This window comes from Thalassospira permensis NBRC 106175 (assembly GCF_000714555.1).
Classification (GTDB): Bacteria; Pseudomonadota; Alphaproteobacteria; order Rhodospirillales; family Thalassospiraceae; genus Thalassospira; species Thalassospira xiamenensis.
This window is the reverse complement of the sequence record NZ_AUNC01000033.1, coordinates 1-21088: the sequence shown is the minus strand read 5'-3', so window position 1 is coordinate 21088 and position 21088 is coordinate 1. Positions and strand designations below refer to the sequence as shown.

At 56.0% G+C, this 21088-nt stretch carries 16 protein-coding genes; 4 read left to right on the top strand and 12 right to left on the bottom strand.

The genetic code is table 11. The features are described 5' to 3' along the window. The 10 genes from SMB34_RS14835 to tldD all read right to left on the bottom strand — a co-directional run. Positions 1 to 537, bottom strand: a 537-nt coding sequence (locus SMB34_RS14835) for an ATP-binding cassette domain-containing protein (RefSeq protein ID WP_037991202.1), incomplete at its 3' end; no start/stop codon positions are given. 3 nt (positions 538 to 540) lie between these two features. Then, entirely contained in the window at positions 541 to 1482 is a 942-nt protein-coding gene (locus SMB34_RS14830; protein WP_037991200.1) for an ABC transporter permease subunit, read from the bottom strand. 13 nt (positions 1483 to 1495) lie between these two features. Further along, on the bottom strand, positions 1496 to 2506 hold the full coding sequence (locus tag SMB34_RS14825) for an ABC transporter permease subunit (protein ID WP_037991198.1): 1011 nt from the start codon (positions 2504 to 2506) through the stop codon (positions 1496 to 1498). Between the two features lie 116 nt (positions 2507 to 2622). Next, on the bottom strand, positions 2623 to 4230 hold the full coding sequence (locus SMB34_RS14820) for an ABC transporter substrate-binding protein (protein WP_037991195.1): 1608 nt from the start codon (positions 4228 to 4230) through the stop codon (positions 2623 to 2625). A gap of 400 nt (positions 4231 to 4630) precedes the next feature. Beyond that, complete coding sequence (locus SMB34_RS14815) at positions 4631 to 5656, bottom strand: threonine aldolase family protein (RefSeq protein WP_037991192.1); 1026 nt, start codon at positions 5654 to 5656, stop codon at positions 4631 to 4633. 102 nt (positions 5657 to 5758) lie between these two features. Next, on the bottom strand, positions 5759 to 6772 hold the full coding sequence (locus SMB34_RS14810) for a threonine aldolase family protein (RefSeq protein ID WP_037991189.1): 1014 nt from the start codon (positions 6770 to 6772) through the stop codon (positions 5759 to 5761). A 90-nt stretch (positions 6773 to 6862) separates the two neighbouring features. Further along, a complete protein-coding gene (locus tag SMB34_RS14805; protein ID WP_037991187.1) occupies positions 6863 to 9178 on the bottom strand; it encodes a CHASE2 domain-containing protein in 2316 nt (771 codons plus the stop codon). Positions 9179 to 9191: 13 nt separating this feature from the next. Beyond that, complete coding sequence (locus SMB34_RS14800; RefSeq protein ID WP_240478841.1) at positions 9192 to 10565, bottom strand: FecR family protein; 1374 nt, start codon at positions 10563 to 10565, stop codon at positions 9192 to 9194. A gap of 69 nt (positions 10566 to 10634) precedes the next feature. Beyond that, positions 10635 to 12104, bottom strand: coding sequence for a tetratricopeptide repeat protein (locus SMB34_RS14795; protein WP_240478840.1), 1470 nt, complete (start codon positions 12102 to 12104; stop codon positions 10635 to 10637). Positions 12105 to 12340: 236 nt separating this feature from the next. Further along, on the bottom strand, positions 12341 to 13774 hold the full coding sequence (tldD, locus tag SMB34_RS14790) for a metalloprotease TldD (RefSeq protein ID WP_037991180.1): 1434 nt from the start codon (positions 13772 to 13774) through the stop codon (positions 12341 to 12343). Between the two features lie 214 nt (positions 13775 to 13988). On the opposite strand from tldD, the gene SMB34_RS14785 reads away from it, so the two are divergent. Both SMB34_RS14785 and SMB34_RS14780 read left to right on the top strand, forming a co-directional pair. After that, the gene (locus SMB34_RS14785) at positions 13989 to 15257 is read left to right on the top strand and encodes a DUF3422 family protein (RefSeq protein ID WP_037991178.1); all 1269 of its coding nucleotides are present in this window, start codon (positions 13989 to 13991) and stop codon (positions 15255 to 15257) included. Between the two features lie 175 nt (positions 15258 to 15432). Further along, the gene (locus SMB34_RS14780) at positions 15433 to 16977 is read left to right on the top strand and encodes a Fic family protein (RefSeq protein WP_037991176.1); all 1545 of its coding nucleotides are present in this window, start codon (positions 15433 to 15435) and stop codon (positions 16975 to 16977) included. A 286-nt stretch (positions 16978 to 17263) separates the two neighbouring features. Here SMB34_RS14780 and SMB34_RS14775 read toward each other — a convergent pair whose 3' ends face one another. Both SMB34_RS14775 and SMB34_RS14770 read right to left on the bottom strand, forming a co-directional pair. Next, entirely contained in the window at positions 17264 to 17992 is a 729-nt protein-coding gene (locus tag SMB34_RS14775; RefSeq protein ID WP_037991174.1) for a hypothetical protein, read from the bottom strand. 157 nt (positions 17993 to 18149) lie between these two features. Continuing rightward, a complete protein-coding gene (locus SMB34_RS14770; protein ID WP_240478839.1) occupies positions 18150 to 19226 on the bottom strand; it encodes a COX15/CtaA family protein in 1077 nt (358 codons plus the stop codon). A 245-nt stretch (positions 19227 to 19471) separates the two neighbouring features. Between SMB34_RS14770 and SMB34_RS14765 the strand changes: the two genes are divergently transcribed. Then, complete coding sequence (locus tag SMB34_RS14765) at positions 19472 to 20029, top strand: precorrin-2 dehydrogenase/sirohydrochlorin ferrochelatase family protein (protein WP_037991171.1); 558 nt, start codon at positions 19472 to 19474, stop codon at positions 20027 to 20029. Continuing rightward, positions 20029 to 20772, top strand: coding sequence for a phosphoadenylyl-sulfate reductase (locus SMB34_RS14760; protein WP_420835047.1), 744 nt, complete (start codon positions 20029 to 20031; stop codon positions 20770 to 20772). Before SMB34_RS14765 ends, SMB34_RS14760 begins: the two co-directional genes overlap by 1 nt. The last annotated feature ends 316 nt before the right edge of the window (positions 20773 to 21088 follow it).

The window sequence follows — 21088 nt, the reverse complement described above, 5'->3', positions numbered from 1 at the left end:
TTCATCGGCAATCAGCAGGCGCGGATTGCACGCAATCGCCATCGCAATCACGATACGCTGGCTCATCCCGCCCGAAAGCTGATGGGGATAGGCGGTCATGCGTGATTTCGGATCGGGAATGCCAACCTGGTTCAGAAGGTCAAGCGTACGTTCACGCCGCTCCTTTTTGGAACCGCCCTCATGGACTTTCAGGGCTTCCATGATCTGGGCTTCAACCGTAAAGCACGGATTAAGCGCCGACATCGGATCCTGAAAGATCATGCCGATATCCTTGCCCGTAATCGCACGGCGCTTGCCGGGCGACATCGTCAGCAGGTCCTGCCCATCAAAGGTCAGGCTGTCGGCGGTAACACGACCGGGAAAGTCGATCAGGCCCATAACGGCAAGCGAGGATACGGATTTACCCGAACCCGACTCACCGACGATGCCAAGGACTTCGCCGCGATCAACGGAATAACTAACATTGTCAACAGCGCGGAACGGCCGGTCTTCGGAGCCGAACTCGACTGTCAGGTTTTTAACTTCGAGAAGAGCCATGACTTACCGCTTCATCTTGGGATCAAGGGCATCGCGCAGACCATCACCCATCAGGTTGAAGGCAAGCACGGTGACGAGGATGCAAAGGCCGGGGAAGGTGATCACCCACCATGCCGATCCCACGAATTCGCGGGCTTCGGCCAGCATGGTGCCCCATTCCGGCAGCGGCGGCTGCGCGCCAAGGCCAAGGAAGCCAAGGGCCGCAGCATCAAGGATGGCACTGGAAATACCCAATGTGCCCTGAACGATCAATGGCGCCATGCAGTTCGGCAGGATATTGACGAACATCTGGCGGATATGACCGGCACCGGCAATCTGCGATGCGATGACATATTCCTTGTTCAGTTCGGACACCACCGATGCACGCGACAGGCGCACATAATGCGGCAACTGGACAATCGCAATCGCCAGCATGGCGTTTTCAAGCCCCGGGCCGAGGATCGCGACAATCGCCATCGCCATGATCAGGCTGGGCAGGGCCAGCATGGTATCCATCATGCGCATGATGCCGACTTCGATCCAGCCGCGGAAATATCCGGCAACCAGTCCAAGAACGATACCGGCGATCATTGAAATGATCACGACGAACACGCCGATGGTCACCGAAAGCTGCGCACCGTGGATCAGGCGCGACAGGATGTCGCGGCCAACCGCGTCGGTGCCAAGGATATAGCGCGGATCGGCACCCTCCATCCAGATCGGCGGTTTCAGGAACGCGGTGCGGTCCTGCGCAATCGGATCAAATGGTGCGATCCACTGGGCGAATGCCGCCATGAACAGGATAAAGCAGATAACGATCAGCCCGACATAAGCACCGCGGTTCTTGCGGAAATAATTCCACGTTTCCATAAACGGGCTGGGCGGATTGATCTTCTGGTCTTCCACTGCCACCACTTCGGCTGCTGCCGTTTCGGGGGTGGTCGATTGGGTATTCTGGTTTGTCATTTCCCGTGCCCCCTCAACGCTTGTGCCGGATGCGGGGATTGATCACCCCATACATCAGATCGACGAACAGATTGACCCCCATAACCACGAAGGCAATCATCAGGATACCGCCCTGGATGGTCGGGTAATCGCGGCGGTTCAACGCCTCGACAATCCATTTGCCAATACCGGGCCACGAGAAAATGGTTTCGGTCAGGATCGCACCGGCAAACAGCACACCGACCTGAAGGCCGATCACCGTAATCACCGGGATCAGCGCATTGCGCAGCGCATGGACCATGATCACCCGCATCGGGGCCAGGCCCTTGGCACGGGCGACACGGATATATTCCTCGCCCAGAACTTCAAGCATCGAGGAGCGTGTCATACGCGCAATCACGGCCATCGGAATGGTGCCAAGCGCAATCGTTGGCAGGATCAGATGACGGAGCGCACTGATAAACGCGCCTTTTTCATCGCTGAGCAATGTGTCGATCAGCATGAAACCGGTGGTCGGCTCGATGTAATACATGATCGACAGGCGACCGGAAACCGGGGTCCAGCCAAGCGTCGTCGAAAAGAACATGATCAGTAACAGCGCCCACCAGAAGATGGGCATTGAATATCCTGTCAGCGATAAACTCATGGTCAGGTGGTCAAGCCACTTTCCCCTGTTGATCGCGGCAATAACCCCCAATGGCAGACCGACAATGATCGCAAACAATATCCCCGCGATGGAAAGTTCAATCGTTGCCGGGAACAGGGTCGCGAATTCTTCGATCACCGGACGCTTGGTGACGAAGGATTCACCAAGATCACCCTGCAAAACGCCGCCAAGATAGTCGAAATACTGAACGACAAGCGGTCTGTCGAAACCATATTCCTTTTGCAGTTCGGCGTATCGTTCGGGACTGATACTGCGCTCGCCTGCTCGCATCTGGATCGGGTCGCTCGGGATCAGGTGAATCATCAGAAACACCAGAATGGTAACGCCAAAGAAGGTCGGTATGACGTCACCCAAACGGCGTAAAAGGAAACCTAGCATGCCATTGGGCCTTTTTAGCATCCGCGCGCAATGCCTGCGGGCGGACATCTCTCTCTATTGCGGAATTGCAAAGAGGCCCGGAAAACCGGGCCTCCTCGGCAAGGTGTAGGGGCGTCTTATTCTTTGATATCGACGCCGTAGAAGATGTGACCGCCAAACGGATCGATCTTGTAGTCGACAACTTCGTTACGGATCGGTTCGAAAACGATCGAGTGCGCGATGGTTGCCCACGGTGCTTCACGTTTGAAGACGGTCTGGGCTTCTTCGTACAGACGGGTACGTTCAAGAACATCCGAAGTGGTTTTCGCCTGCTGGATCAGGCTGTCGAATTCCTCGTTGCACCACTGTGCACGGTTTGCACTGCCAACGGCATCGCAACCCAGCAGAACAGCAAGGAAGTTGTCGGGGTCACCGTTGTCGCCGGTCCAGCCGAGCATGAAGCTGCCCTGTTCACCATTTTTGGTGCGCTCAAGGTATTCGCCCCACTCGTAGGAAACGATTTCGGCATTCACGCCAATCGCGGCCCAGTCAGCCTGAACGAGTTCAGCCATACGGCGTGCGTTCGGGTTGTAGGGACGCTGTACCGGCATGGCCCAGATATCGGTGGTGAAACCATCCGGATAACCGGCTTCTGCCAGCAATTTCTTGGCTGCTTCCGGATCATACGGATCGTCAACGGTATCGTTGTTGTACGACCAGATGGTCGGCGGGATCGGGTTTTTGGCGGCAACGCCTGCACCCTGATAAACACCCTCGATGATGGCGGCTTTGTTGATCGCCATGTTCAGTGCCTTGCGGACACGTGCATCGGTGAACGGCTCTTTCTTGGTGTTGTAACCAAGATAACCGACGTTCAGACCTTCCTGGCTCATCAGGTTGATGTCGCCATCGGCTTCCATCGCTTCCAGATCAGCCGGGTTCGGGTACGGCATGACATGGCATTCGCCGGCTTTCAGCTTCTGGTAACGAACCGTGCTGTCCGGGGTGATGGCAAAGATCAGGTTATCGATCGGTGCCTTGCCTTCCCAGTATTCCGGGAACGCTTTGTAACGGATGACCGCATCTTTCTGATACTGGACAACCTGGAACGGACCGGTACCGACCGGGTTCAGGTCGATCTGTTCCGGCGTACCGGCAGCCATCAGCTGATCGGCATATTCACCCGACAGGATGGATGCGAAATCCATCGCCATGTTGGCAATGAACGGTGCTTCCGGACGGTTCAGAACGAATTTGACGGTGTAATCGTCAACCTTGACGATGTCCTTGATCAGTTCGCCCATGGACATCGAGTTGAAATACTCGTAACCGCCACCCGAAACCGCATGGTACGGATGATCTTTGTCCCACTGGCGACGGAACGAGAAGATCACGTCGTCTGCGTTGAAATCGCGGGTCGGGGTGAAGGCATCGGTGGTCTGGAATTTAACGCCTTTACGCAGGTTAAAGGTGTATTCCGTGCCATCGGCCGATACGTCCCAGCTGGTTGCAAGGCCCGGAACGATGGTGGTCGTGCCGCGCTTGAACTGTACCAGACGGTTGAATACCTGACGCGAGGTGGCGTCAAAGGTGGTACCCGCGGTGTAAAGCTGCGGGTTGAAGCCTTCCGGGCTTCCTTCCGAGCAATAAACCAGGGTTTTTGCCGAAGCGGCAGTCGGAGCAGCAAGCGCAGTCGCTGCAAGCAGACCTGCACCGATCGCCGCTTTGACGAAATTCGCTTTCATATAAGATGCCTCCCTCAAGGCTGGCCCAAACAATTTGCACGGGTGGCTGCTGGCCTTGAACGGCTCATGCATTGCAATTTGCGCAAATAGACGGGCGGGTTTACCCGATCCAACAGTTATGTTGGCAATCGACGAGGGAAAATAATCAGGGTTTCTGCGTATCGTCAACGTTTCCTGCGGGGTTCTACGTAGGACGACCTGATCGTATGAATGATGAATTTATGTCAAGTGTCTGTTATTTTTATGAAATTGTCCCCCACAATCGGGTATGGGAGCCGTGCATTTTTTTCGGGGCTACTGATGACCGAACGGAAAAACACATAAAGCTAACGTGCTTTTCCGTCCGATCTATCTTCTTGAAATTTCTAGATTCGTTTGATTGCTGAACCACTTACACGGGTCAATTGCGCGTAATGCGATCATTAAGTCCACTGATTTGCGCGATATCCGTGTTCCACGCCGTCACAAATCGGTAAATATCCGCCCCCAATGACGGCCACGGATGGAATAACGCACCGGCATCACGCATCCGTTGCGCAAGCTCCGGCGCAAGCCTGACAAAAAGCTCGTTGCCCTCGGCGGCATGCGCCAAAGTCGCCCCATGCGACACCAGCATGTCACAAAGGGTTCCGGCCGCCCCGTTGGCGTGGCGCGCATTGCGCAGCCAAAGATCATCCTTCACATAGGCCAGAAGCTGTGATGCCAGATAACGATGCTTGGAATAAAGATGGCCGCTGCGTTTGCGGGCCTGTTCGACCCTGCCGCGCAGCGACGTATCAAACAGGACAATCGCATCAACCGCCTGCGCGCCGTTTTTGGTTGCCCCAAAACTGATCGCATCAACACCGGCCTTCCACGTGATATCGGCCGGGTGGCAGCCCAGATGGGCAACCGCATTGGCAAACCGCGCCCCATCCATGAACAGGCGAAGGTCGCGGCTTTGGCAGATCGCGCCAATGGCGGCGACTTCATCGGCGGTGTAAACCGTGCCCAGTTCGGTCGCCTGCGTGATCGCAACGCATTCCGGGGCGACTGAATGGACCCCGCGATCCACCCGGCTTGCCAGAAAGGCATCAAGATTATCGGCTTCAAGCTTTGCCGCCGGGCCGTCAACCGGCATCAGCTTCGCCCCGCCGGTAAAGAACGCAACGCCCGTGCTTTCATCTTCGTTGATATGGGCCTCGTGATGGCAGACGATGCCGCCAAACGGCGATACCAGTGCCGACAGGCTGATGCAGTTTGCCGCGGTCCCGGTGGCGACCGGAACAACCGCGACCTCACGGTCGAACAATTCGGAAAAGGCCGCGTCAAGCTGACGGCTGGTTTCATCCGCCCCATAGGCCGGTGCATTGCCATAGGCTTCGTGCTCCAGCGCGCTCAGGATTTCCGGGCACAGGGGCGATACATTGTCAGAGGCAAAATTCATCGAACGGGTCCGTGTCTTGTGGTGGCGTCCATAGGCTTCGGGGACTGCCCCGCAACCTGACCAACCTTTATCACACGCGATCCGTTCGAATGGCAATGATGCCTATAGTGTTTCGGGCAAAGTGCGGATCGCCTCAATCGGGCTGTTCCAGCCGCTAACAAAGCGAAACGCATCCGGCCCGACCGCGGGCCATGGCCGAAAGACCAGCCCGGCCTTGCGCAACCGTTCTGCCAGATCGTCATTCATATGCACAAACAGCTCGTTACCCTGCTGGGTGAATGCCGCCCGCGCGCCAAGGGTTTCAAGCGACTGGCAAAGGGCGCTTGCGGCCTGATTGGCATGGCGCGCATTACGCAGCCAAAGATCATCCTTCACATAGGCCAGAAGCTGTGCCGCTAGATAACGGTGCTTGGAAAACAGATGCCCGCCCCGTTTGCGCGCCTTTTCGACCCGACCGCGCAATGACGGGTCAAACAGGATGATCGCATCCACCGCCATCGCCCCGTTCTTGGTGGCGCCAAAACTTAAAACGTCAAGCCCGGCCTTCCATGTGATATCGGCCGGGTGGCAACCAAGGGCGGCAATCGCATTGGCAAACCGCGCCCCGTCCATGAAAAACTTCATGCCATGCGCCTTGGCGACCTTCCCAATCGCCTGCACCTCATCAACGTCATAGATCGTGCCGAATTCGGTCGCCTGCGTGATGGCCACACATTCGGGATCAACCGAATGCATGCCATGGGTGTTTTCGCGGGTTAAAAACGTATCAAGCGTTTCGGGCAACAGCTTCGCCGATGGCCCCTCCATGGTCAGAAGCTTCGCCCCGTTGCCATAAAATGCCACCCCGGTCGATTCCGTCCGGTTGATATGTGCCTGATGATGGCAGGCCACCCCGCCAAACGGCGACACCAGTGCCGACAACCCGACAAGATTGGCTGCGGTCCCCGTTGCCACCGGCACCACCGCGACCTCCTTGCCAAACAGGTCCGAAAACGCCTGATCAAGCTGCTGGCTTGCCGCGTCCGCACCATAGGGCAGGGCGGGATCGCTGGCCTCGGCAATCGCGGCAAGGATTTCCGGGCAGATCGGCGACACATTATCAGACGAAAAATTCATCGGGGCCTCGGTTCTTTAAGGTGGGGCAGGGGCTTTAGGTGACGGGATATTCAGCTTCGGTTGATCGCATTTGAAATGCAAGGGAACGAATTACTTGCTGGTCGCGACAAAAACACCGTCCCAGTCCGAAGGTGGCGGGTTTGCACGGAATGTCGCAATGCGATCACGATAAAGCCCGTAAAGCCCGGCAAGATCAAATTGCCCGATCATGTCGGTCGCAAGATTGATGCATTCATCAATCAGCCGTTCCGTACCATCCCAATCCTGCAATCGATAGCTCTGGATCATCTGCATATGGCGGTCACGCAGGTCGGCAAATTCCGCGCTATGGGCAATCGCACTGTCGCCCAGCAGGGTAAAGATGCGCACCGCCTCGCTTTTGCCCTTCACGGCAATCAGGTCAAGCTCAAGGATGGCGAAACCATCCGCCGCCTGTCTTGCCGTTTCCTCGCCAATGACAATGCCGACACCGTAATTTTTTGACTGCCCCTCAAGCCTTGAAGCCAGATTGACCGCATCGCCCAGCACCGAATAATCAAACCGCTGATCAGACCCCATATTGCCGACAAGGCAATTGCCGCTATTGATCCCGATCCCGATATTGAGCGGCAGATAGTCCTGGCCTTCTTCGGTCGCCTCCTCTGCACGGCGCGCATTAAGGTGTTCAAGTGCATCAAACATCGCAAGCGCACTTTCGCAGGCCCGGCGCGCATGTGCCGGGACATCAAGCGGCGCGTTCCAGAACGCCATGATGCAGTCGCCCATATATTTGTCGATGGTGCCTTCACGGTCCAGAATCGCCTTGCTAAGCGGGGTGAGCAACCGGTTGATCAACCGGGTCAATCCCTGCGGGTTGGATTTGAACCCCTCCGAGATGGACGTAAACCCGCGCACATCACAAAACAGCAATGTCATGTCGCGGGTTTCCCCGCCCAGTTTCAAACGTTCCGGGTGGCGGGCAAGCTGTTCAACCAGTGCCGGTGACAGATAGTTGGCAAAGGCCGCGCGCACCTGTTTGCGTTCGCCTTCGGTGCGCATGAAACCGATTGAACTGGCAATCAGATAAACCGCCACCAGCGACACCGCGCCGTATACCGGATCAATCAGGATTTGATGGCTGCTATAGGCCCACCATGAAAACCCGCCTGCTGCCACGGTCATGGTGCCACCAATGATTGCCGGCCAGACCGCACCAAGCTTCGGGATCGCCAGCACGAAAAACAGCCCCACCAGCAACAGGACTAGCGTCTCGATCTCCGCAGCCCAGTATGGCCGCGTCAGGAACTGCCCCAGAAGCATCTGTTCTAACATCTCGGCATGGATTTCAACACCGGGCAGAACCGGATCAAGCGGGGTGGATCGCAAATCAAGCAACCCCGCCGCACTGGTGCCAATCAGAACAACCGTGTTTTCAAGGGCCCGTTCGGGAAGGTTGCCTTTGATCACGTCGGCCGCCGAAATATATCGTTCGGCGCGGTGCCCGGCGAAATGGACCCACATATGGCCCGATTGATCGGTCGGGATGGTGACCTCGCCAACCCGGATGGCTTCAACGCCTTCGGCGGTGGTCCATCGGGTTGTGCCACTTGCCCCCGACAGCCGCACATTCATGGTGCGCGGGGCATCCTGAAGAATACGGAAAACTTCCATCGAAAGCGTCGGGTAAACCGGCTTGCCGATCAACGGTTCCTCGTGATCAAGGGCTAGCATCAGCGGAACCCGGCGCACAACCCCGTCCTGCTCGGGCGATACATTGATGATCGCATTGCCGGCGGCGGCTTCCTCAATCACCGAAAGGTTCGCGGTCGCCCCCGAAAGAACCGGGATGAAATCCGCCAGATGCCGACCAGCTTCGCCGCCAACGCTGAAATTGCCGACCTGACGCGGCAGGGTGCTGAACGGTTGTGATGTCAGTTGGGCGGCGGTAACCACCTGCCCGACACCATTGATAAACTCGGCAAACAGCAAATCATGATCAGGCAGGGTTTCGGCCAGTTTTGCCAGGGCGTCGCTGTTATCATTTTTGGGCCAGTCATGCACGACCCGCGCGGGCGATGTGCGGTCCGGCTCGGCAAATACGATATCGAAACCGACAACCTGTGCCCCTGCCAGCCGCAACCGGTAAATCAGTTCCGCAAGCCTCGTGCGCGGCCACGGCCATTGCCCCATTTCGTCAAGGCTGCGCTCGTCAATATCGATGATCCTGACACCGGCATCCTCGAACGCACGCGGCACCATCCGCTGATAGGTGTCAAACACCGACATCCGCAACTGCCCGACCAGCGGCACATCCTGCCAGCGCAGAACCACACAAACCAGAAGCACGGCCAGCGGCACCAGATAATGCAGCCACAGGGTCACGCGTGCGCGTGAAAGGCGTCCGGGTGTGTTTGGTTGATCGGTCACGTCAATACCAAAGCTATGGGGTCAACGTACCTGACGATGCGTTTCCGTCGGGGGCCGCTGTGGTTTTAACATTGAAATCCACATGCGTTGCATCAGTAAATGTAGCGGACGGGTTGCAGTTCATCGTATTGCATGCTTCGTTATAAAGGAAATGGCTAGAATCGAATTTTACGGCGCCGCTAATTGAATTGTCGTAATCAAACCCAGAGAAAGAAGCGGATCCCCCCGTAGCTGTACCATCATTTATACCGTTGAAATTGACGCTAATCTTGCGGTTCGCGTAGTCAATCGTGGTGGCAAACGAGTATGAAACAGCACCGCCTGTAACGTCCAAAGTACCGGTGGAAGCTGATGCGCTTGATACGAGACGAAGCGCATCATAGGTGAATGGATCGTTGCCATTATCGGTGCCACCACCATTATTCTGCGTGGTTTTTTCAATCTGGTTCAAGGCCGTGGCGGCATCCGTGACACTGCCCCCGGCATTCGTGCTCGATACCTGTGCCATGGCGACGTCAAGTGTCGAGGCCATGGTTGATCCGGTTTGCGTCGTTGCCTGACGGGTCTGCTGTGTCGTCAGGCTGCTGCCGCCTGATGCAGACGCGGAGGATGCTGTGCTGCCGCCCTCGTTCTGGCTGTTCGATGCCGTGCGCACCAATGCGCGCGAAAAGTCGAATGTTGCAAGGCTTTCCGGGAAGCGGATCGGTTCGGTGACCTTGTTGTTGGCAACAAACACGCCGAAATTCTCGCCGGACACGTTTTCACTGTTGCCGTTCTGGTCAAACACGGCAAAGGCACCGGGGCGCGATGTGGTGTCATTGCGCGAAAGGCCCGGCCCCTGATTGACCGCCATGAAAATCTGCGGGCCTTCGCCGCTATTGTTATCCTCATTTGAAAAATCAAAGCTGCCCGGCACGATCTGGTTGGCTTCATCGGCTGAAACCGACCGGATCAGCCCGATGGTGCCGCGAATGCCAATCGATCCGACCGGCAGATTGACATCCATGCTTGATGGATTTTTAAGCGGGATTTTACCGGTGACAAACCGCACGACGCCGCGCGCCATATCGGCAACGATCCTGCCATCGCCGGTCACCGGGTCATAAACGAATTCATCAATCGCAAGGTCGCTGTTCGGGCCGATGGTAAACACTGTTTCATCCAGCAACAGGATCTGCATGCCCGAATGGGCCGATGTGGTGATGCGGTCGCCAAGGTAAACCGGCATGCCGCTTTCAACCAGAACGCCAACCTCGCCAACCGACTGCGCCAGAAGCACCTCGCCCCTGACCGCAGCAGAAACCCCTGCCATTTCACCGCTGCGTTCGGCCTGTGCCATGGTAACGCTTGCCAGAACTGCCGCCCCTGAAAGGACTGCAAGCTGCATATGTCTTGTCCGCTTTGCGAAACGGGGGGCCAAAGCTTTAAATACCGACATCCCTAAAACTCCCATTCCCTAAAACTCCCAACGGCGCGTCAGGAAAAACTGCGCGCGCGCGTTATGATATTCGTAATTGGGAATGTTTGATTCTGTGTTCAGATATTCACCCGTGACCGACCAGTTGATCGGTGCCAGAAAGGCATATATCTGTCCTGCCGTTTTGCTATCCCCAAACAAGTCATCTGGCAGCATTTGCGAAAGCGGCGCGCCATAGGTCAGTCGCAATCTTGTCGTCCGGTCCTGTCGGTGTTGCGGCGAATTGCCGGTCACCAGAAAGTCCGGATCGCGATATTGATCAAGACCATAGCGAACACTTCCGCTGATATAACTTCCCCCGCCAAACAGATAAGCATGGATCAGTTCCGCACTCAAGCTGTCATAACTGTTGAAATTGCGTGCGGCTTCTTTTTTACCCGCATTAAGATCAATCGTCGTGCGGTTTGACGGGCTCCAGGCGTAATTCACCCCGGTTCGTGCGCCATATCGCTGCCCGGAATGCAGCCGAAGTGCGCTTGATTCCGTCGTATTCTGGTACCGTTCATCGGCATAGCTGACTTCGCCATACAGATTGGTATCAGGCCGGATGTTCCAGTCCGCGCGCAATCGGCCGCTTCGCGATGTCAGGTATTTTTCCCGCGAAAGCGACTGCACCGTCTGGTTTATCACCGGGGTCAGGCTGAAATATCCGCCGCGGATACGCGCGCCAAGGTCAACCGAGAACGACCCCAGATCGAGGCTGTCGATCTGCACCTGATCGCTGCCATAGCCGGTCAGGGCGGCAAAAACCTCGTGCCCTTCCTGATAGCCAAGGTCATAGCTGACGTCATAACGCATCGCCCCGATATGGGCGATATCGTTGCGCGGCTTGTCCTCGGATGCCGTGATGTTGGTCAGGGTTCCGGTGACAAGCTGCTGCTTGTCAGACGGCGCTGCATTGCGGTTGCTGTCAATCTGGCTGCCAAATGTCATGGTCAGATACTGATGAAGCCGTTTGCGTCTTGTATCAATTGCCGAAAGGTAGCGGTCGATATCGGCGGCAACGTCCGGCGATACATTCATCGCACGAAGGCGTTCAAACTGCGCACGCGCTTCGTCAAGGCTATCAAGCCGGTAAAGCACAATCGCGTAATAAAGCCGGACTGCGGCAAGATCGGGATCAAGGACAAGGATGCGTTCAAGTGTCGCCGACGCCCCGCGGACATCCCCGCGCGCAATCTGCGCCTTGGCCCAGCGGAAATTCAGGACAACATCATCGGGATTGGCCAGAACATCGGCAAAACTGATATCGCTGCCATCATCGGTCTGAAGCAAGAGGCGCGACCGTTCCGCCGCATCCACGATCTGCGTAAAATCGCCAATGAAATTCCGGGCTTCATCTGTACGGACATCGACACTTTGCTGTGCGCTTGTTGTTGTCGCGCCTGTTATCAGCATCCCGCACAGGACAATCAAAGCCGTGCCGCACCGCCATCTGAGCGATTTCAATATTTTTCCCCAAGGTCGCAACCCGGCTTTGCTTTTTTCAGTCTACCCACCCCAATGCGATACCTGAACAAAACCGGTCTGATTTTATCGCTATAGATTATTGATTATACGGTCTGTGGGAAAGTCATGCGTTTGAATGATACCAAGTCTATGCAATGGTCTTTATACTTATTCGTAAGTACAAAGGCCCGGCAATTTGCCGGGCCTTTTGCTTCAAAACAAGTTCTAAATTCAACCTAAACGGCCGTGCCGCCAACAGTCAAACCATCAATGCGAAGTGTTGGCTGACCAACACCAACCGGCACACCCTGGCCATCCTTGCCACACGTCCCGATACCCTCATCAAGCTTCATGTCATTGCCGATCATGGAAACCTTGGTCAGGCTGTCGGGGCCATTACCAATCAGGGTCGCCCCCTTGACCGGTGCGCCAAGCTTGCCGTTTTCGATCAGATAGGCCTCGGATGCGGAAAACACGAACTTGCCCGATGTGATATCGACCTGCCCACCGCCGAAATTGACCGCATAAATGCCTTTCTTGACCGACGCCAGGATTTCGCCCGGGTCTTTATCCCCGCCCAGCATATAGGTATTGGTCATGCGCGGCATCGGCGCATGGGCATAGGATTGACGCCGCCCGTTGCCGGTGGATTTCACACCCGTAAGGCGCGCATTCAGGCGGTCCTGCATGAAACCTTTCAGGATGCCATCCTCGATCAGGACCGTGCGCTGGGTCGGGGTGCCTTCGTCATCAATCGAAAGCGACCCGCGGCGATCATGGATCGTGCCATCATCAACAACCGTCACACCCGGCGATGCAATCCGCTGACCAAGCAAACCGGCAAAGGCCGATGTGCCCTTGCGGTTGAAATCGCCCTCAAGCCCGTGACCGATGGCTTCATGCAGCAAAATGCCCGGCCAGCCCGGACCAAGCACCACGGTCATCTCGCCCGCAGGGGCCGCAACCGATTCAATGTTCAGCGTCGCCTGACGCAATGCTTCGTCAACTGCGGATTTCCAGCTTTTTTCCTCAAAGAACCCGTCATAGCCAATGCGTCCGCCCTGACCATGCGATCCGGTTTCCATGCGGTCGCCCTGCTTGACGACGACCGAAACGTTAAACCGCACCAGCGGGCGAATATCGCCAATCCGCTGCCCGCCGCTGCGCCAGATCTGCACTGCCTGCCAGTTGCCCGAAATCGATGCGGAAACCTGCACCACACGGGGGTCCTTGGCGCGCGCATAGGCATCGATCTTGCCCAGCAGATCAACCTTCGCCTCAAACGTTGCCTCGCCCAGCGGATTGACATCGGAATAAAGCGACACGTTGGTGCCGATCGATCCGAGATCGACCTTGCCCGACCTTCCATTGCCAACCGCCTTGACGGTCTCGGCCGCACGACCAACCGCGTCATTGGAAAGCTCGTTGGAATGCGAAAACGCGGTGGCCTCATCGGCAACCGCCCGCAGGCCAAAACCCTGTGCGGTATCGAAATTGGCACTGCGCAGGCGGCCATCATCCCATGTCAGGCTTTCGGACTGCCGGTATTCAAGGAAAAGTTCCCCGTCTTCCGCCGCGCCCAGCGCATCATTGACCTGCTTTTCAAGCCGGTCGCGATCAAGGTCGCCATTGGCGAAAAACAGGCTGTCGGTTTTGCTCAGATCGGTCATGAAACCTCCTTGCGGGCGTGCCGGATGGCAACAGATGGGCGACGGGCGGCCAGTTTTGGCCAAGCGGGCGATATTAAAGCATTTGTGACAGTATTTTCCCTTACGTTTTCAGGGCTATCTGCCACCTTGGACTTTCGTCTATACAGAACGTGTCAGGGCATTAGGGTTCTGACCCTATATAGACCGCAATGGCCAATTATGAAAGCCCGTGGCAATGTTTGTTGAACATCCCCAGCGTGTCGCCCTTCATAACGAAATCCATGCCCGCCCGTTTGGCGGCGTGCAAAGCCCGGCCCGCTGCACCTGCATCGCCTTTCACGCGGGCGAGGAACTCGATACCGATGTCCGCACCCATTTTCAGGGCTTCTGCCAGCGATACAGCCTGACACCCCCGGCACCCGATCAGAAATATTACGAAGCCCAGTGCGACGGCTTTTCCGTCATCTGGGAACGCCACGCGGAATTCACCGTCTATGTCTTCAAACGGCAGGCCGCCTTTGATCATCCGTTTGATGATCCGGTCATCAACCTGATCCCGCAGGACTGGCTTGAAGCCACGCCGGGGCAGCTTCTGGTTGGCTTGCATATCGCCATGGATCGCGACGAACGCTCGTCTGATGAAGTATCGCGCCTGTTTGATCATAACGGCCTGACCGGCAGCCGCGTTCTGGGCGGCACGGCGATGGTCTGGACCGATTTTCGCCTGCATGGCGATGGCTTTGGCCGCATCCTGATCCGTGATCAGGGCCTTGAAGTCCTGCAGGCCGGCCGTCTGATCCAGCGGCTCAAGGAAATCGAGGTTTATCGCATGATGGCGTTGCTGGCCTTTCCGCTGGCCCATTGCGCAACGCCCAAGGTCTCGGAAATCGATACCCGCCTTTCATCCATCACCGCCGAAATGGCCAGCAAATCCCACACCGACGACGAAGGCACCCTGCAAAAACTGACCGACCTTGCCGCCCAGACCGAGGAAATGGCCGCCTCGCTGAACTACCGTTTCAGCGCGGCGCGCGCCTATTACCGCATCCTGCAGGCCCGACTTGTCGAACTGCGCGAGGAACGCGTCGAAGGCCTGCAAACCATGACCGAGTTTATGGAACGCCGTCTGGCCCCGGCCATGCGCACCTGCCAGAATATCGGTGATCGCCTCGAAGTGCTGTCGAAACGGGTGGCACGTGCCAACAACCTGCTGCGCACCCGGGTCGATATCCTGCTCGAAGCGCAAAACCGCGACCTGCTGGCCAGCATGGATCGACGCGTCAAACTGCAACTGCGCCTGCAACAAACCGTCGAAGGCCTGTCGGTGGCGGCGATCACCTATTACGCCGTCGGACTTCTGGGATATCTGTTCAAGGCGCTAAAGGATGCAGGCCTTCCAATCAACGACCGCGCCGCCACCGGCATCGCCGTGCCGGTCGTCCTTGCCGCCATCTGGATATCCATGCGCCGGATCAAAAAGGTGCTGCATCGGGACGAGGGGTGAGGTTGTCTGAAAATCCCTTTTTATGGCATTTGCGATTGAATTACGACGGGTGAACTTATTTTTTAGCAAAATACGACGCCTGCGCATATTTTACGACAAAGCTTGAGAAGAATATTTTTCGACATTATCCTGTTAAATAGAAAGAAATACGACATACGCGAAAGATTTACGACATATGTACTTCGTTTCGGCGACGCCTCTCACATTTCAGGATGAGCTTGTCCCCGAGGGAACAACGCTTGTCGGCCTGTCTGCGCTTGTTTATGCACTTGATGTGCAGGCTCCCGTGCGCGTTGCATGCTGTGTCTCGGAAAAACACATACGAGGTGGCTCCAGAGTTGAAGGAGGCTGGAAAGTCTTCGATAAACGGTTCTTGCTCGGCGAGACGTTCGGGGATCACCTCACCTTTGCGCTTAAACATGAAGCCATGGATTTACTGGTTCTCAAGCGGGTGTTTGACGCCATTGATCCGGGTGAGATGAAAGCCTTTGTGTTATCTGCGCCCACCGGTGCGCCGTCGCGGCGCGCATGGTTTCTGTATGAGACACTCACTGGCAATCAATTGGACGTGCAGGACGCACCAAATGTGGCCTTTGTCGATCTTCTCGATCCCAAGGCATATTTTACAGCAGAGCCTCGTCCGTCCAAGCGTCATAAGGTGCGCGATAACCTGCTTGGAAATGCGCGGTTTTGCCCCGTCATTCGTCGTACGCCAGCGTTAGAAGATTTCTGCACATTGATGCTGGCCGATAAAGCACATGAGGCCGTGGGGCGAATAGGCAAGCATATCATCGCGCGCGCGGCGAGCTTTATGCTTTTGGCCGACAGTCGTGCCAGCTTTGAGATTGAAGGGGAGCGTCCGCCCAGAAGTCGTCTTGAACGGTGGGGGAAGGCGGTTCAGCAAGCAGGCAAGAACCCACTTGATATGGCGGAGATCATTCGCCTTCACGGTGTTCTGATTGAAGATAATCGATTCATTAAGGTCGGGCTCCGCCAGGACGGGGTTTTCCTGGGCGAGCGGGACCGGTATGGGGAGCCACTTCCCGAATTTATCGGAGCTTGCCCCGACGATCTCGAAAACTTGACGGCAGGCCTGATCGAGGCAAACACACGTATGCGTGAGGCTGGCCTTGACGCCGTTCTTCAAGCCGCGGCTACGGCCTTCGGGTTTGTGTATGTTCACCCCCATGAAGATGGTAACGGGCGTCTTCATCGCTGCCTGATCCAGCATGTGCTGGCAGAGCGCAAGTTCACACCTCCGGGTATGGTATTCCCCGTGTCGTCGGTCATGCTTGATCGGATTGATGCTTACAAGGCCACGCTTCAAGGACATTCAGGCCCCTTGATGCGCTACATTGAGTGGCAGCCGACACCAGAGCGTAATGTCGAGGTGTTAAACGATACCGCTGACTTATATCGCTATTATGATTGCACCGATGAGGCCGAGTTCCTTTATGCCTGTGTGTGTCACACGGTTGAGCACGACCTCCCGCGCGAAATTGATTACATCCGCCGACATGATGAAGCCATGAGGGCCATTATGGAGGCAATAGAAATGCCCGATAGGCTCGCAGAAGACTTCATTATGTTTATGCGCCAGAATCAATGGGAACTCCCCAAACGTCGCCGAAGCAATGAATTTGAAGCTTTGACAGATACGGAAGTGTCTATGCTGGAGAATATCGTGCGGGATGCCTTTGGTGGATTTGAAAACGCATAAGCTTGGGGGGGCTGCAAAGAGTTATGCGAAGCTGATTCTTGGCTACCAAGCCATTGTGCCTAGGGCCGCTTACACCGTTGCCGATACCAAAACGAGGGCATGAACTTCTGCTCTGGCATTACGCTCAGGCCAGAGCATAATGTGATACCTTCATACCGTCGAGAGTTGGTTCGCCGGACGGTCATGTTGCAGACTACGTAACCGATGCAGCTCTATCCTGAGCTGAATAGTAGAACGCTAATTAATTAAATCTGTCTCCTTTTGCTCGCGCAACTTCTAAGGCTCATCAGAATGAGCTTTTCTTAACTTTGCTTACCGGAACTGTAGCATGCGTGACAGTCTTAATCTGACTGAGGGTGCGAGAGTAAGAGACTATATCGAATTCTTCGATGACTACTGTGCCGTAGTCTCGATTTACCAATTTATCAAGGTGTGCAGTAAACATCTTTGCGTCAGATAGCGGCTCAGAAAACATGAGCATACTGGCGTGACAAGTGTTTCGCACATTCTCAATCGTAGGCTCAGGTCCCGGACGAACAAGGTTCCGCGCCTCAAGCTCGAGGAAGTATTTCTTCCTCAGTTCGATGAGGTCAAAATGAGGATACCCGCAAAGTAGCACACCGGTTCTTACGCCAATCATACCTTTGAATGTGACTTCAAACGGCTGGTGGCCCTCTATGACAGCTTTCATAGCATCAGCGTATCCGGCCACATCTGAATCGTTAGCGACGATGTTCGCCCGGAAACCTTCATTCGAACGGACAGTGACATGAACGCTGTTTGGGTCATACGCAGCGTGGACCTCACCCATGGTATTTCGCAGGTCCGCAATATCTCTCCAAAGTTCTGCGCTTAACTTCGGCCTGAACACAGTGCTTATTCCCCAGCGAAGTTCGCCTGGCTGAGGCAGAGGGTCGACAACGATATCATTCTCGATAATTGCTTGTCGGTTTCCCTCTCGGATTTTGGCATAGCGTGATTCAAGGTCATTGAAGCTTCCGCTATTAGAGCTCATGATAATCTCCTATGCCGAGTTTCAGCTGGCCAATGAACTCTTTGCAAAAATCATCGTTTGGGCCCATCAGTGGCTTCGCTAGTCTAGGGTAAAAAGGGGCCAGATTTATTTTTTAGCATCGGCTTTTGGGGCACACATGTTCTGGTATCGAGCCCCTTCAGGCGTCCCGATCCCCCGACAACCTGTAAACCGCATAAGTCATCGCCCCCACAAGCACCACCGCCCCCGCCTGATGCGCCACACCCAGCGGCAACCAGACGACGGAAAGCAGTGTTGAAATCCCCAATGTCACCTGCAGGCAAACCGCCGCCAGAACCAGATGGGTGGCAAGGCGCTGCTGCGGTGACAGGTTCCATTTCCCGGCCCGCCACCAGAACAGAAGCACCGCGATAAAGGTCAGTTTCGCCAGCCACCGGTGATCCCACTGCACCGTCATATGGTCTTCAAACGGGGCCAGCCATGCGGGGCTATAGACAAACAGCCCGTCGGGGATCAGTTGCCCGTCCATCAGCGGGAAGGTGTTATAGGTATGTCCGGCATTGATCCCGGCCACAAAGCCGCCCGAAAGCGCGGTAAACACGATCAGCGCCAGAAGCTGCCAGCCGCGTTTTGAGGCATGGGTTGAAATGCCGCGCGGCGCATACTGGTTAAGCCCGACCCACATCAACGCGATGAAAATCACCAGCGCCAGACCGAAATGCGCGGTCAGGCGGTACTGGCTGACATCCGGGCGGTCGACAAGGCCGCTCATGACCATGTACCAGCCCATCGCACCCTGTAACCCGCCAAGGATGAACAGGCCCCAAAGCTTCCATTTGGTCGCGCCATCAATGGATTTTTTGGCAAGGAACCAGACGAAGGGCACAAAGAACACAACGCCAATCAACCGGCCCCAAAGCCGGTGAATGAATTCCAGCCAGAAGATCGATTTGAAATCCTCGACCGACATCCAGGCATTGATCTTCTGGAATTCAGGATACTGGCTGTATTGCTGATAAAGCGCCATCCAGTCCGCCTCGTTCATCGGCGGGACGATCCCGGTAAACGGCCGCCATTCCACGATGGAAAGCCCGGACTCGGTCAATCGCGTCAGGCCACCAATCACCACCATGATGAACACCATGGCCGCCACAAAAAACAGCCACATCGCAACATTCCTGTGCGGGATGGGGGCTATGGCGGCGGGGTGGGGCAGGGCGGATGAAACGCTGCTGGTATGCTCAATCGGGGACATCGGCGGGATCTCTTTGTCGTGCGGGCGCATGATTTCGGGCCCAATATAGGATGAAATTTTAAAAAGTGCAGGAAAAGCTTCACCGTAATGCTTTTACGGCCGTCATCGGGGCCGGATCACGAAACCTATTTTCGCAATAAATAGTGTTCTATAAATATAAAACACATAAAAAATGTATTGAATTGTCCGATATACACAATCATAGTCTTAATCAACCAACAGAAACTTTCTTTTGAGGATCGACGATGTTTCCCATCAATCTGGACCTTGCGCGGCTTTCGGTCGCGCTGGTGGGCAACGGTCAGGCAACCCTGAACCGTTTGCGCCAGCTTGACGGTGATGGGGCGAGATACGTCACCGTTTATGCCGAAGACCCGATTGCCGAACTGGTGGACCAGGCCGGCGACCGGCTGCACCGCTATCTCCCGAATTCGGCCGATGTCAACGCGGCTGCAATCCTGTTTATTGTCGATTTGCCGCATGAAAAGGCCGCCGAGCTGGCCGCCATCGCCAAGGCCGTCGGCACGATTGCCAATGTCGAGGACGTCAAGGAATACTGTGATTTTTTCTCGCCAGCGCGGGTAACGCGCGGTGATTTGATGATTACGGTGTCGACCAACGGGCACAGCCCGCGTCTGGCCGGTCGTATCCGCCGTGCGATTGAAAACTGGCTGGTGCCCAAATGGGATCAGCGCCTGCGCGAGCTTTCCGGTCAGCGTGAAAAATGGAAGGCCGAAGGGGCGGATATGAAACAGCTCCTGAAAATGACGGACGATTATATCGACCGTCGGGGATGGTTGTGATGACTGTCATGCGCGAAGAAGACATTGTCACCGGCGGCTCTATGTCGGTCGAGGAGGCCGAGGTCCGCGCGGCCGATCTGCTGTCGCGATACGGCCACTTGCAGGGGATATCCCTGATCGAACCGATGGTGCACGAGGAATTCCAGGGCAAAATCACCATGACCTCGTCGTTTGGGACAGAGGCCGCGGCTCTGCTTGCCCTCGTGTCCGAGGTCGATCCCAACCTGCCGGTGATTTTCCTTGATACCCGCAAGCTGTTTGGCGAAACCCATCGCTATCGTGAACAGCTCGTTGATCAGCTTGGCCTGACCAATATCCAGATCATGCGCCCGGATGAAACGCTTCTGGCGGCGGATGATCCCAACGGCATGCTGTTTGCCACGGATACCGCCAAATGCTGCTATCTGCGCAAGGTCGAACCACTGCAACGTGCGCTCAAGGGCTATGACGCGTGGCTGACCGGTCGCAAACGCTTCCACGGTGGCGAACGCGGGCAATTACCCGTGATCGAAACCGCCGGCACCCGGATCAAGATCAATCCGCTGGCCGGTTATAACCGGGCTGACATCGAAGATATCTTTGAAAACCGCGCCCTGCCACACCATCCGCTGGAAGCCGAAGGCTTCCTGTCGATTGGCTGCATGCCATGCACGGATCGGGTTGATCCCAATTCAACCGATGTCCGTGCCGGTCGCTGGGCCGGGCAGGACAAAACCGAATGCGGCATCCACTACATCATCTGAAAATCAAAGCCCGGTCCTTGTGCCGGGCTTTTCCGATTGCGGGCAAAGCCTTCCCGACCTGATCGTCATTCCCAATCAGACCGTCATTCCCGCGACGGCGGCAATCCAGTCTCTTTCAACGGGGCATGGATTCCGGGTCTGCGCTTCGCTGCGCCCGGAATGACAGTTTTGATCAATTGCTAAACGCCACCAACCAGAGGGGCCGCGAACCGAACCCTGCTGCCTCGAACAAACGCTGCTCGCTCCCGGTTGCCCCAAAACACACCTCACCCCAAGGGCAACGGCGTTGCGGCATGGCAGACACACAAATCCCGCC

Excerpts from the sequence above, each read along its gene's own strand:
- SMB34_RS14830 (WP_037991200.1), bottom strand. The coding sequence starts at position 1,482 with ATGACAAACCAGAATACCCAATCGACCACCCCCGAAACGGCAGCAGCC.
- SMB34_RS14825 (WP_037991198.1), bottom strand. The coding sequence starts at position 2,506 with ATGCTAGGTTTCCTTTTACGCCGTTTGGGTGACGTCATACCGACCTTC.
- SMB34_RS14820 (WP_037991195.1), bottom strand. The coding sequence starts at position 4,230 with ATGAAAGCGAATTTCGTCAAAGCGGCGATCGGTGCAGGTCTGCTTGCA.
- SMB34_RS14815 (WP_037991192.1), bottom strand. The coding sequence starts at position 5,656 with ATGAATTTTGCCTCTGACAATGTATCGCCCCTGTGCCCGGAAATCCTG.
- SMB34_RS14810 (WP_037991189.1), bottom strand. The coding sequence starts at position 6,772 with ATGAATTTTTCGTCTGATAATGTGTCGCCGATCTGCCCGGAAATCCTT.
- SMB34_RS14800 (WP_240478841.1), bottom strand. The coding sequence starts at position 10,565 with ATGCAGCTTGCAGTCCTTTCAGGGGCGGCAGTTCTGGCAAGCGTTACC.
- tldD (WP_037991180.1), bottom strand. The coding sequence starts at position 13,774 with ATGACCGATCTGAGCAAAACCGACAGCCTGTTTTTCGCCAATGGCGAC.
- SMB34_RS14785 (WP_037991178.1), top strand. The coding sequence starts at position 13,989 with ATGTTTGTTGAACATCCCCAGCGTGTCGCCCTTCATAACGAAATCCAT.
- SMB34_RS14780 (WP_037991176.1), top strand. The coding sequence starts at position 15,433 with ATGTACTTCGTTTCGGCGACGCCTCTCACATTTCAGGATGAGCTTGTC.
- SMB34_RS14775 (WP_037991174.1), bottom strand. The coding sequence starts at position 17,992 with ATGAGCTCTAATAGCGGAAGCTTCAATGACCTTGAATCACGCTATGCC.
- SMB34_RS14770 (WP_240478839.1), bottom strand. The coding sequence starts at position 19,226 with ATGTCCCCGATTGAGCATACCAGCAGCGTTTCATCCGCCCTGCCCCAC.
- SMB34_RS14765 (WP_037991171.1), top strand. The coding sequence starts at position 19,472 with ATGTTTCCCATCAATCTGGACCTTGCGCGGCTTTCGGTCGCGCTGGTG.
- SMB34_RS14760 (WP_420835047.1), top strand. The coding sequence starts at position 20,029 with ATGACTGTCATGCGCGAAGAAGACATTGTCACCGGCGGCTCTATGTCG.